Annotated in this window: 10 protein-coding genes; 4 read left to right on the top strand and 6 right to left on the bottom strand. The window is 47.2% G+C overall.

Annotated features, from left to right (window positions below):
- Nucleotides 1–159 precede the first annotated feature (159 nt).
- The 4 genes from QUA04_RS17815 to QUA04_RS17800 all read right to left on the bottom strand — a co-directional run bounded on the left by QUA04_RS17815 (nucleotide 160) and on the right by QUA04_RS17800 (nucleotide 5547).
- Nucleotides 160–1023 (bottom strand): carbohydrate ABC transporter permease, encoded by an 864-nt coding sequence (locus tag QUA04_RS17815; RefSeq protein ID WP_333258760.1) that lies wholly within the window; start codon nucleotides 1021–1023, stop codon nucleotides 160–162.
- A gap of 71 nt (nucleotides 1024–1094) precedes the next feature.
- On the bottom strand, nucleotides 1095–2003 hold the full coding sequence (locus QUA04_RS17810; protein WP_333258758.1) for a sugar ABC transporter permease: 909 nt from the start codon (nucleotides 2001–2003) through the stop codon (nucleotides 1095–1097).
- Between the two features lie 181 nt (nucleotides 2004–2184).
- Nucleotides 2185–3588, bottom strand: coding sequence for an ABC transporter substrate-binding protein (locus QUA04_RS17805; RefSeq protein ID WP_445242335.1), 1404 nt, complete (start codon nucleotides 3586–3588; stop codon nucleotides 2185–2187).
- A gap of 609 nt (nucleotides 3589–4197) precedes the next feature.
- Nucleotides 4198–5547: a DUF4912 domain-containing protein gene (locus QUA04_RS17800; RefSeq protein WP_333258756.1), complete on the bottom strand. Its 1350-nt coding sequence runs from the start codon at nucleotides 5545–5547 to the stop codon at nucleotides 4198–4200.
- A 237-nt stretch (nucleotides 5548–5784) separates the two neighbouring features.
- Between QUA04_RS17800 and QUA04_RS17795 the strand changes: the two genes are divergently transcribed.
- Both QUA04_RS17795 and cysS read left to right on the top strand, forming a co-directional pair.
- Nucleotides 5785–5916: a hypothetical protein gene (locus QUA04_RS17795; RefSeq protein WP_333179782.1), complete on the top strand. Its 132-nt coding sequence runs from the start codon at nucleotides 5785–5787 to the stop codon at nucleotides 5914–5916.
- 422 nt (nucleotides 5917–6338) lie between these two features.
- Complete coding sequence (gene cysS, locus QUA04_RS17790; RefSeq protein WP_333258754.1) at nucleotides 6339–7847, top strand: cysteine--tRNA ligase; 1509 nt, start codon at nucleotides 6339–6341, stop codon at nucleotides 7845–7847.
- An 81-nt stretch (nucleotides 7848–7928) separates the two neighbouring features.
- Here cysS and QUA04_RS17785 read toward each other — a convergent pair whose 3' ends face one another.
- Nucleotides 7929–8879 (bottom strand): alpha/beta hydrolase, encoded by a 951-nt coding sequence (locus tag QUA04_RS17785; RefSeq protein ID WP_333258752.1) that lies wholly within the window; start codon nucleotides 8877–8879, stop codon nucleotides 7929–7931.
- A 146-nt stretch (nucleotides 8880–9025) separates the two neighbouring features.
- On the opposite strand from QUA04_RS17785, the gene QUA04_RS17780 reads away from it, so the two are divergent.
- A complete protein-coding gene (locus QUA04_RS17780; RefSeq protein WP_333258750.1) occupies nucleotides 9026–10138 on the top strand; it encodes an AI-2E family transporter in 1113 nt (370 codons plus the stop codon).
- A gap of 303 nt (nucleotides 10139–10441) precedes the next feature.
- Here the strand turns inward: QUA04_RS17780 and QUA04_RS17775 are convergent, their stop codons facing one another.
- A complete protein-coding gene (locus QUA04_RS17775) occupies nucleotides 10442–11377 on the bottom strand; it encodes an OmpA family protein (protein ID WP_333258748.1) in 936 nt (311 codons plus the stop codon).
- Between the two features lie 240 nt (nucleotides 11378–11617).
- Here QUA04_RS17775 and QUA04_RS17770 point away from each other — a divergent pair, with 240 nt between their 5' ends.
- Entirely contained in the window at nucleotides 11618–12289 is a 672-nt protein-coding gene (locus QUA04_RS17770; RefSeq protein WP_333258746.1) for a hypothetical protein, read from the top strand.
- Nucleotide 12290: the final 1 nt, after the last annotated feature.

Genomic DNA, 12290 nt, shown 5'->3' with positions numbered 1-12290 from the left:
GACTGTTGACTGTTGACTGTTGACTGTTGACTGTTGACTGTTGACTGTTGACTGTTGACTGTTGACTGTTGACTGTGTTGTTTGACTCGTTCCCAGGCACAGCCTAGGAACCAGTTCAATCTAAAATCTAAAATCTAAAATCTAAAATCTAAAATAGATTTATCCTTTTACCGCCCCGGCTGTTAAACCCTGAACAATCCGCCGCTGGAACACCAAAACCAGCAAAACCAAGGGTAAAGTTCCCAAAACGGTAGCTGCGGCGATCGGCCCGTAAGGAATCTCAAATACTGACACCCCGCTGAGTTGAGCCGTGGCGACGGGAATTGTTTTTAGAGATTCGCGAGTCATAAATGTTAGTGCAAATATAAACTCGTTCCAAGCTGAAATAAACGTCAGAATTCCGGTTGTAACTAACGCCGGGAATGTCATCGGTAGCACGATTTGCCACAGCATTTGAAAAGTGTTGTATCCGTCCACTTTAGCTGCATCTTCCAAATCTTTTGGCAACTGTTGAAAGAAACTCCGCATCACCAAAATTGTCAGCGGCAGATTGATGGCAGTGTAAGGAATAATTAATGCTAAATAATTATTCCCTAAATCCAAAGCTTTGACAATTTCCAGCAGTCCCAAAAATAGCAGCACCGCCGGAAATAGCGTCACAATCGTCACAGTTGCCAGGATAATTCTCTCGCCCCACAGCCGCAACCGAGCTAAAGCGTATGCTGCGGGAGCGCCTACTGCTAAACACAGTAATGTTGAAGTAATGGAAACAAAAGCGCTATTTAAAATGTAAAGTGCAAAAGGGCGGCGCTGGAACAGCGACAGGTAATGCTCGAAAGTAATTCGTTTGGGAATGTAGACGTTCGGAATCGCTGAAATATCCGCATTTACTTTGAAAGAAGTTAGCACCTGCCAGATAATAGGTGCGAGAAAATATGCGACGATTAAGATCGCTGAGATTGGCAAGATTAATTGCCGGATGTTAAAGGTTTTTTTGGTAGGTTGTTCGCGGGCGATCGACATAATTTATACCAATGAAATAAAAGTGCAACTGTTGGTTATCTAACATCTAAAATCCCCAATCTAAAATCGTCTTAGTTTCCTCCGGCTGCATTGGTGCGGGCTCTCGATAACAGGTAAGCGGCGATCGCAACTGCTGCCACTAACAGCAAAAAAGTACACACCACCAAAGCCGCCCCGTACCCAAAGTCTAAATACCTCATTACCGTGCTGTAAATGTAGATAGAAACCGTCTCCGTTGCCCCCGCCGGTCCCCCTCCCGTCATCACCTGAATCAGGTCGAAAATGCCGAAAGATTGGGCAAATCGAAACAGCAAAGCAATCACAATTTGCGGCATCAGCAGGGGCACGGTAACTTGGCGGAAACTCTGCCAGCTACTCGCGCCGTCAATCGCGTGTGCTTCGTATAAATCACCGGGAATTGATTGCAATCCCGCTAGCAAAAGCAAGCTGACAAAGGGCGTCGTTTTCCACACATCCGCTGTAATTACAGCCATCATTGCCAAAGTCGGATCTCCCAGCCAGCTAATGCTATTTTGAATCAATCCCAAACGCCTCAAAATGTCGTTAATTACGCCGTATTGGTCGTTGAAAATCCATGCCCAAGCTACTCCCATCAATGCAGTGGGCAGCGCCCAAGGTAGCAAGGAGATTGTGCGAACAATGCCACGCCCTGCGAAGGATTGATTTAAGACTAAGGCAATGCCCATACCGAGAATTAATTCCAGCAAAACAGAGACGACTGTAAATACTGTCGTGTTGGCTAAAGTTTGCCAGAAACGCCCGTCACCTAACATTCGACTGTAGTTAGCAAAACCCGAAAAAACCAGTTTTAATTCTGTACCGAGGTTTTGGGTGAATAAACTCAGCCAAAAAGCGCGCAATATTGGGTAAGCAAATACTAGCATCAGAATTATCAAAGCTGGAGCTACTAATATCCACCCGGTTTTTTGTTCGCGCTGTCGCATCTTGTCTAATTGCATATTTCTCACCTTTAATTTATTTTATGGCGGCCTAGGAGCAACGATCCACACTTCAATTAACTTTTTGTGGAACAGGCATCTTCTCTGTTCGGGCGGGCAAGATGCTCACCCCCCAATAAAAAAATTCCCTCTTTGTGGAACAGGCATCTTGCCTGTTTCTGACAGAGGCAAGATGTCAAATTTACGAAGCTTGGGGTTGTTTCAAACTGCCTAATAAATTACGAGTTTCGCTAGCTGCTGCTTTCATTGCTTGTTCTGCACTCATTCTCCCAGTAAAAGCTGAACTCAAATAGCGCTGCAAAATATCAGAAGCTTGAGCGTATTGTGCCAGGGGCGGGCGCAAAGCTGGCCGTTCCACTACTTTTAGCAGTTGCGGGTAGTGGGGATATTTGGCGACTATTTCTTTGTTGGTAAATAGGGATTTGTAACTGGGAATTAAACCTGTTTCTAAAATAAATTTGCGCTGGGTTTCCTCGCTGGTAAGGTACTGAATTGCTTTCCACGCTTGTTCTGGATGTTTTGAGGTTTTGGCAATTCCCCAGCCCCAGCCACCCAAGCAGGAACCGCCTGTTTTACCCATACTGCTGAGCATTGGCTCGATCGCAATTTTGCCTCTAACATTCGATCCTTCGGCATTGGCCAGCTTCCAAACATACGGCCAGTTTCGCAAAAAAAGCGCTTTACCGTTTTGAAACAAAAGCCTGGTTTCTTCTTCGCCGTAGGTGGTGACACCCGGAGGAGAAATGCCGGAGGCGATCGTATTTTTGAGGAATTTCACTGCTTTAATTGCCTCGGGTTTATCTAACCCAACTTCAAAAGTTTGAGGGTTCGCCCAGAAGCCACCGAAACCGGAGAGCACTTCGACAAACATCGCAGAGACTCCCTCGTATTGTTTACCTTGCCACAGATAACCCCAAGTTGCTTTTCCCTGTTTCTGCAAGTTTTGAGAGATTTTTACCATCTCTTCAAAGGTTTTCGGCGCTGGAATTTTCGCTTGTTCTAAAATGTCTTTGCGGTAATAAAGCATTCCGGCATCGGAAGCGTGGGGAATTCGGTAAAGTTTGCCCCGATACCGCCCGCCTTCGACGTTACCTTGGATGAATTTTGATAGTTGTTCGGGGGGAATTTTGTCTGTCAAATCCCTTACCCAACCTGCGGCTGCAAATTTGGGAACCCAGACAATATCCATGTTGATGATGTCGTAGGGCGATTCGCCTAAAAGAAAGGCAGATGTGTAAAGATTTTCTATGAGGTTGGTGTCAAAAGGCCCTTCTATGAGGTTGATGCGAATGTCGGGGTTTTTCTGTTCAAATTCTTTGACAAAGGGTTTCCAGTTAACAATGTCTTGGCCTTGCATTAACATGGTGAGCACGACTGGCTGTTGAGTCAGTGCCGGCAGAATAAATAAAAGCAAGACGGCGGCTAATGTGACACCGAATAAGGCTAAAAGACGGGGACGCTTCTGGCTTCGTTGCAGCAGGGAATGTATTTTTTGCATTTGCTTTTGAGAAATGGCGGTGCGATCGCCTTCTTTCTCTAATAACTCGCTTTCTTTGGTTTCGCTGGATTTAGCGAGTTTGTGCAATAAAAGTTTAAGTAAACTTTAGCTTACTTAATAATGCTTGAGTTAAGAATGCAAATTTTGAATGAAGTAGATTGAAGGGAAGTTAAGTAGACATCTATCTATAGAGAGATATTGAGAGAATTGTCTAAGCTAGCAGTTGTCAATCGGATGAAACTCACATCTTGCACCATTGTCAAGAACAGGCTTTCCGGCCTGTCCCACAATGAAATTCATCTCTTGTGGAACAGGCCGAAAAGCCTGTTCCTAAACAAGTAATTGAGAATTGTGCAATATCTCAGAGGAAACAAAGTAGGGACTTAGGCCCAGCCTAAGTCCCTACAGATGCTCGCATTCCATCTATATTTATCCCTACTTTTAAGAATTGGTATAACTTTTGTTGCTCGCCGGAGCCACGAGCTATTCTCCTGCTATAAAAACTCCGTTTCTGAGTAAGTCCTAAATACAAAAAACACCGCTCCTCAAAACAGGAGAACGGTGTATAGGGGGTGTTATGGGTTGTTGTCTGCGATTAACCTTAACAAATCACGATCGACTGAGGCTATGCCTTGTGATGGTTAAAAAATTGGCACAAACCTGCATTATCACCCCTTGATCGATCGACCTTTGCCATTAGCCCAACCATTCCACAACAGCATCTTGCTGGGTATTGGTGCGCCGTTCTGGGGTTTCGCGCTCAAATTTCATGTGGATGGCGCGGTTTTGTTCGCCGTCTGCTGCTACTGCAAAAATCGGATAGTCGATTAAGCCGTCTTGGAAGGACATCTGGAAGCGGAAAGTGCCGTCAGCATTGAGTTTAATCGGCTGTCCGCCTACGTAGACGGTAGCGTCGGGTTCGGTGGCGCCGTAGACGATCAGTTCGGCGTCAGCAACTAACCAGAACTGGCGGGGGCGCATCGGGGCGGCGAAGCCAACTCCCGACATACCGACACCCGACATACCGAAACCGGACATGGTGAGACCGGACATACCGACACCCGACATGGTGAGCCCGGACATACCGACACCCGACGCGGTGAGCCCGGACATACCGACACCTGACATGGTGGGAGCCGCCCACATTCCGACGCCGGAGGGGAACACGTAGGAACTGAGAGCTTGTTCGTGGATGCCGACTTGCTGGACGGAACCGGCGACGTGCTGCATGGAACCGAAGACAGAACCCGCTACGCGCAGGGATTCTGCAGATTCTGCCATGCCGAAGATTTGTTCGTAGATGGCGTTGCTGGTGCTGTAACCATTGCCATTGACTGCTTGTGCGACTTTCTTGGCCGGAGGAACCAGTTCCGCGAAGGTTTTGCCCTGCAATTCTTCTTCCCAGTCGAGGGTGATGAATTGATCTTCAATCCAGTCGCTGGGATACACGGGAGGAACGCGGACTTGGGCCGATCGAGCTAATACCAGCCAGCGGCCATCTGCACAGCGGTAGCCGATGTCGATCGCGTAGTCCCGATCGCTCACGGGGATTGGCACGTACCATTCCCGCGCCAGTTCGTCGCAGGGATATTCTTGAATGCTGTGTGGGCTTTGAATGTCGAGGTTAACATCTGTAACGTCGTAGATCCGCAGGGCGAGTTGCTGTCCTCCTTGGCGACGCAATTCTTCTTTGCGATCGTTGGGGATGTCCCAGTAAGTGTAGGCCCATTCTGGGTCGCGGGGCATTAAAACCACCCGGCTTTCGCCGTAGCCGTTGGGCAAATCTGCTAAACCTTCATCTACAGACGACAAAGAACCGCCTGTTCTATCTTCTTGACCGAGTTCAAACTTTGCTGCTTCCACTGCTTCTTGTGCCTCTAGTTTGCGAGATGGGCTGTAGGAAAATTTGGTGCGTTGAATTTCTTGAATTGATGCCAGAAGTTGCGATTTCCGCATCCGGCTGTAGCGAGAGACTCCACATTCGCTAGCAACTCTGCGGAGTTGTCGCAAAGTCATCTCTTCTAATGGTGGGCGTTCTTTTGCCATGAGTTTGTTCTCCACTAATTTGGGATGGCGGGTTAGATTTTTCGTTTCAACACAAATGTGTTGACTTTTTGAGTTAGAAACTCTTTTAAATCCACATATTATCGAGCTTCCAAATCTCTCCAACCTTTGAAGCCTTGCTTGTTTTTAGCTTGTCTTTTCCCCCATGCGATCGGGGGTTTGGACTTATTGGCTTCTGCGCGCACCGTCCGATCTAAATAAAGCTTTATCTGTCGATTCTTGATTGACAAGATCGATTTTGTGAGTGCGATCGGTGCTGCTAGCAACGCTGTGCTGGCAGCACACGCGCTATTCGACTCCCAGGGCTGCTTAATCGAAGCATTTCTTTGGGATCGCTTTGTCATGACTTAATGTTGCAGACAAGTTGCGATCGGGTCAAGGGGTCTTTTGCCTCAATCCTGGGTACTTATACGCATTTTCGTGATTTTGGGGATCGCATTGTCAGGGAATCTTGACAGTCAGGCGTGGGTGGGGATCGGCACCGAAACTATTGTCAAGATTCCCTGATATGAATTAGATGTGAGATTGAGTCGGCTGGGACGGTACTATGGATAGAGGAGATTTAGTACCAAATTTGCTAGGCTGGCAGTTCGCCGATCATCTTCTGCAAGCTTCGCTAACGGGTGATCGCAACTACAAACCCACACTCCTGAACGCAAAAATGGTTTGACGCGCTACTGATACAGATAAGGTGGGCCCTGCACACCCTACACATAGAGGTTCTGCGTAAATCTTGTAAAATCTAAAATCTAAAATCTAAAATCTAAAATCGAATGACTCTAACGCTTTACAACAGCTTGACCCGTCGCGAATCACCTTTTGAACCCCTCGAACCAGGAAAGGTGCGGATGTATTGCTGCGGCGTTACGGTATACGATTACTGCCACGTCGGTCATGCCCGCGCTTACATTGTTTGGGACATGGTGCGGCGTTATCTGATGTGGCGAGGATACGATGTACGCTACGTGCAGAATTTTACAGATATTGACGACAAAATTCTCGATCGCGCCCGTGAAACCAATTCCACAATGGAAGCCGTGGCGGAACGCTTCATCGATGAATATTTTGCAGATATGGACAAGCTGAATATTCTCAGGGCCGATGAATATCCCCGCGCTACCCATACAATCGACGGCATTAAACGGCTGATTCACGAACTAGAAAATAAAGGTTATGCCTATGCTTCCGGCGGCGACGTTTACTACAACGTCAGACAATTTGCAGATTACGGAAAACTTTCGGGCCGCAAGTTGGAAGAAATGCAAGCCGGGGCTAGCGGTAGATTGGAAACCGCAGAAATAGAAGCTCAAAAAAAGCAAGATTCGTCAGATTTTGCCCTGTGGAAAAGCGCTAAACCGGGAGAACCTGCTTGGGATTCATCTTGGGGAAAAGGTCGCCCCGGATGGCACATCGAATGTTCGGCGATGGTGCGCGATTGCTTGGGCGAAACAATTGACATTCACTGCGGCGGTTCCGATTTAACTTTTCCGCACCATGAAAACGAAATTGCTCAATCTGAAGCCGCGACTGGCAAGTCACTTGCTAATTATTGGATGCACAATGCTTTTGTGACTGTCAATGGCAAAAAGATGTCGAAATCTTTGCACAATTTTATTACAATTCGCGATTTATTGGATGGGAATTGGTCGGGCGATACAGCTTTGGAAGGAAGCCAGAAGTCAAAAGCGGTGGAGCCGATGGCGGTGAGGCTGTTTGTATTTATGGCGCAGTATCGCAGTCAAATTGATTTTACCGAAGAGGCGATCGCCTCCGCTAAAAATGGCTGGCACACTCTTAAGGAAGGCTTACTTTTTGGCAGTCAACACGGCTTTAAACTGGGTTGGGATGTTGATAAAATTGATAAATTGGCTGGAGAAGATAACAAATTAGTCCAGCAATTTCAAGCAGCTATGGATAATGATTTCAACACTCCCGCTGCTTTGACTGTGCTGTTTGAATTAGCCAAGGAATTGGGCAAGGAAGGCAATGTTTTAGTGCATCAAGGCAAAACAGAAATTTCGCCGGAATTGTTGCAGCAAAAATGGGTGACTTTGGTGAGTTTGGCGGGGGTTTTGGGTTTAGAAGTTCAGCCGGAAGGTGACAGCAATAATGCTGTTGATGGTTTGAGTGATGAGGATATTGAGGTGATGATTCAGCAGCGGGAAGATGCCCGGAAAGCTAAGAATTTCGCTGAGGGCGATCGCATTCGCAACGAACTCAAGGATAATGGGATTACTTTGATCGATCAAAAAGATGGTACAACAATTTGGCATCGCAGTTGAAACTTAGAGTTTTTTAACCGCAGATGAACGCGGATGAACGCAGATGAAATTCCATCCGCGTTCATCTGCTGATATCTGCGGTTAAAAACTCCCATTCACAAACTCCGCAACAGCCGCGACAAATTCTGCGGTGGATTCATAGGGCAAAACATTGCGCCCCGGCATTAATAAACCTTCCCCATTGGGAAAATGGGCTAAATATTGCGCTAATCTTTCATCCGGTCTCTCTTCCTTACCCGCTTGACTGATACTTGAGGCTTTTTCTCCCATCACAATGAGTGCGGGTCGATCGAACTTTTGAATCGTACCGCTGTAATCCTGGCGCCAAAACCCTGCTAAAAACGAGAAAACCGCGTGACGGCTGTCAGGATTTGCCGCCCCAGCCTGCAAAGCATCCAACCATTCGCTGTCCACTTTTGCCGCATCGCCAAACAGTTGTTTCACTGAAAAAGAACGCAAAAACTCAGCGCGTCTGGCGTAGCGGTAAAAAGCGTTTCCCAGGGGAGAATTTAACAAATTCCAGACAATCCTTTGCTGTCTTTCTGTCGAATGTTTGTTCATTACCGCCCAAGCTGGAGGCCCGGCGAGGACTAAGCCGCGAATTAAATTTGAGCCGCTTTCCTGCTGCCTTTTTGCTAAAGCCAAGGCTACACATAGTAAAGCACCTTGTACGAGGACGATCGCAGGTTTTTTGACTACAGTTTCCAAGAAATGCTGCAACTGTGCCGCCCAATCGTCAGGATAGCAAGCCACAGCCGGCATTTCGCAATCGCCGCAGCCCAAAAGGTCGGGATTGTAAATCGGATTACTGTTCCCTGCTTTGTACCAACTCTCACAAAATCTATGCCAAAAGATTCTTGACAAACCAACTCCTATCGGGTGGATTAATAACAATGGGATGCTATCTTCTGTCGCAGTAGTTGGTTTATAAACATCATAAGCACATCGATAATTTTGCCATTCGTAAAACAGCGTTGGTGATTTTATAGACGAAATGGTGGACAAATCTTGGGTTGAATATGGCGGTTGCATCTTATTTTTTTTTGAACCAATGTTACTTTTTATTGTAATATGAGTAGGTACGGGTTTTACCCGACATAGATTTGGCAAATGAGAATATAAATAAACCCGCCCTGCGGGATGACATAAGCGCCAATACAAACCTTGATTACTTAATTATGTCAGAACAGCGGATTACCATTTCTTTACCTAACCTGCTGCTAATTGTAGCATCGTCCTTGCTGCTAGTGCTGCTGTGGCAATTGCGGAGCCTGCTAGTAATTCTGATGATATCAGTTGTGCTGGCTGCTTCGATCGTCCCGATCGTTAATTGGGCCCAAACGATGCGGGTTCCCCGCTGGCTGGCGGTGATTATGGTTTATTTAACTCTCATCGGCGGATTTAGCGGGACGGTAGTGTTAATCGGGCCCACGGTCATTGAACAAATAGAGTTACTGCTGCGACAGTTACCACTGTATGTCGAAAGTTTGCGAACTGTGGCTACTAATGTATTGAGTCGCCTAACCGACGATGCCCCAACCTTGGTGGGTCAGTTGGTGGACACTCAATCGCTGACTAATTGGCTGATTCGATCGAGCCAACAACTGGTTTTGCGATCGTACAGTTTAACTAGAGGCATTCTAGGCGGTGTGTTTAGCCTAGTTTTAGCATTATTTATTTCCGGTTACATGGTTGCGGACAGCGACACATTAATTAAAAGTTTGGTGCAGTTTTTCCCGAAACCTTGGGATGCAAGATTAGCCGCACAAGTGGCACCAATCGGTCAAAGAATGGGGAGTTATATTCGCGGGCGAGTGTTAGTTTCCGGCATTTTAGGGATATTTATTACCACAGGTTTGAGCATTTTGGGAATGCCGGAATTTGCTTTAGGCTTGGGTGCGATCGCAGGTGTTACCAACTTGATTCCGTTCATCGGCCCAGTGTTGGGAGCAGTACCAGCATTAATCGTAGCATTAGCTAAAGGTGGCTGGGTACTTTTGTGGGTATTACTGCTATTTGTAATTATCCAGAATTTAGAAACTTACGTACTCGATCCTTTGCTGGTTGGTTCATCGGTTGGCGTGCATCCTTTATATCAATTGCTGTCTGTCTTGGGAGGCGTTCAAGTATTAGGAATTATTGGCGCTGTAATTGTGCCGCCTTGGTTTGCGGGAGTGGCAGCTTTGATTGAGAACTTATATTTAAAACCGAAACTTAGGAGTGAACATCGAGAAGCAATAGATCAGGCTAAAAATAATTCTGACTTGCCACCTCTTACACCTTCGGCGTGATAGCAGGGAAGATGGGAAGAGGTGGAAATGGGGCAATAGAAAGAGGGGAATTGAAAAATTTAATTTATATCGTTTCTGTTGGATCGGCATAATATGCTTGAAGGTGCAGTGCGAGCTTAATATCTCGCGAGTGTTATTTTCGCGAGATATTAAGCTCGCACTATTAACTAAAGACTAGGCTTGCATTTTAGCCTTCCCAAACAATCTTGAAATGTCTCTGCGTTGCCTCTGCTTTTCCCCTCTCACTCAAAATATTTATGCAATAAGTCTAATGACTGGTGACTGAGGACTGATAACTAAAAACTAAGGACTAATTGCCACTTCAATGCGGCGGTTGCGCTGCCGATTAGCATCAGAACTATTCTCGACCGAAGGGCGACTTTCCCCATAGCCGATCGCCACCCAATGATACTTCTGACCGAGTACGCCCGACAAATACTGCACCACAGCCTGAGCTCGCGCAAACGACACATTGCGATTGTCCGCCGCTTCCCCCGCGTCGTCAGTGTGGCCCGCAACCCGCACAGTTGCCCCCTCGTGATTGCTCAACTCCGCCACCAAATTGTCCAAAATCGCATTAGTTCCCGCGCGCAAAGAAATGCTGCCAGTATCAAACAAAACATCGCTGGGCAGAGTCACCATCAGCCCATCCCCCCCAAACACCCGATTATTGGTATTCTGAGGCGAAGTATTCACCGTTTCAGGGTTCAGACTCGGGCTGCTGCCGATCGCAGGTAAAGCAGGGGCAATACTTGCCGTCGTTTCCGGCGCCGCCAATTCCCGCGACATTAACTGCAAACGCTTTTCCAAAGTTTCCGTCGGGCGGCTGCTGCCCAACTGACTCTCCAAAGCCGCCGTGCGACCAATCAGCGCGTTGAGTTCGCCCTGCAACTGTCTCAAATCTGACTGCAATTTCTCTCTCTGGGCAGGACTGACTTTTGACTGGGGAGTCGGTGTAGCGGTTGGTGGCGGGGGCACCGGAATTGGCGTTGCTGGGGCGCGTTTCGGGCTGGAGGTCAGATTTTGAGTTACACGCAGCAATCTCTCTGCCAGCGGCATCTCCGTCGCGCCTGACGGATAAATTTGAGCGATCGCCATCCCCAAAACCCACGCAAAACCGCTGCCCACCCCCAGCAGCAGCAGTCGAAAAATCAGCGACAGTACAAGCAAACCTTTTCCTCCCGACTTGGAGACGCGAGTGGGGGGGATTGAAGGTTTTTGGTTAAAAGATCGCGTCATATTTCATCCCTCTCGGTGTACATACCAGATTAATTTCGATACTATCTTACCTATCCGATTTGAAATTTGAGATTTTAGATTTGAGATTTGTCCTCCAATCTAAAATCTAAAAAAGAAACCCGGTTTCTATAAATCTGGGGTTTGGTGGCGAAGCAGCGAGGCAGAAACCCGGTTTCTAGTCCGTTGCCGGCCAGGCTAAATCTGTTGGATAATTCAGTAAAACTTTTGGGAAAAAAACCGATGACTGACCCTTTAAATAGCCCTTATCCCGTTCCTTGGGAATGGATTAGTGCCACTCATGCTAAAGTGAGCTCCACTGTCGGCACAGGCCTGCGCTACTATCGCAGTCCATCCCTAGTTTCAACTAACGGCCAATACGCAGCTTACAGTCGAATTGAGTTGCAAGTGCAGCCGGAATTCTCCCTGTGTCGGGTTAGCAGTGTCATGTTTGTGGAAAATCTCAAAACCGGGGAACTGCAAACAGTGGCGGCTGCTTCGCCACTGGCAGAAAGTGGGATGTATGCTGGTGATGATACAGATATGTCCGGGACGATCGCCATTTTAGTGCCTGTTTCTTGGAATCAAGACGGTTCGCGCATTCTCGCCCGCGAATTTGAAGCACTTTTCAACTCTTCCGATATGTCCGACTACGGTGTCATTTGGGACAAAAATGATAATTACACTTATACCGTTGCTCCGGCTCGCAGTCTTTACACTCATGCTGTATTGTTGGGTTGGAGTCAAGTGTGTCCCGGAAAAGTTTTGTTCCGCGCCGGCAATTTGGGCGATCGATCTTGGCCTCTTTGTGCAGTGGATATGACAGGGCAAACCGTAGCTGTCACCGAGGACAAACCCCTAGTTTTCGGCAGTCAAGCCAGCACAGACTGGATCGAACCTAAAACTCGTTTTTAGA

Origin of the sequence: Microcoleus sp. S13_C5 (assembly GCF_036700845.1) — a bacterium.
Taxonomy (GTDB): domain Bacteria; phylum Cyanobacteriota; class Cyanobacteriia; order Cyanobacteriales; family Microcoleaceae; genus Microcoleus.
Note: the sequence above shows the minus strand (reverse complement) of the source record. Positions and strands in the feature narration are given on the sequence as shown.

Bases quoted from the DNA above. Each gene is read 5' to 3' on its own strand.
- QUA04_RS17815 (WP_333258760.1), bottom strand. From the start codon at position 1,023: ATGTCGATCGCCCGCGAACAACCTACCAAAAAAACCTTTAACATCCGG.
- QUA04_RS17810 (WP_333258758.1), bottom strand. From the start codon at position 2,003: ATGCAATTAGACAAGATGCGACAGCGCGAACAAAAAACCGGGTGGATA.
- QUA04_RS17800 (WP_333258756.1), bottom strand. From the start codon at position 5,547: ATGGCAAAAGAACGCCCACCATTAGAAGAGATGACTTTGCGACAACTC.
- cysS (WP_333258754.1), top strand. From the start codon at position 6,339: ATGACTCTAACGCTTTACAACAGCTTGACCCGTCGCGAATCACCTTTT.
- QUA04_RS17785 (WP_333258752.1), bottom strand. From the start codon at position 8,879: ATGCAACCGCCATATTCAACCCAAGATTTGTCCACCATTTCGTCTATA.
- QUA04_RS17780 (WP_333258750.1), top strand. From the start codon at position 9,026: ATGTCAGAACAGCGGATTACCATTTCTTTACCTAACCTGCTGCTAATT.
- QUA04_RS17775 (WP_333258748.1), bottom strand. From the start codon at position 11,377: ATGACGCGATCTTTTAACCAAAAACCTTCAATCCCCCCCACTCGCGTC.
- QUA04_RS17770 (WP_333258746.1), top strand. From the start codon at position 11,618: ATGACTGACCCTTTAAATAGCCCTTATCCCGTTCCTTGGGAATGGATT.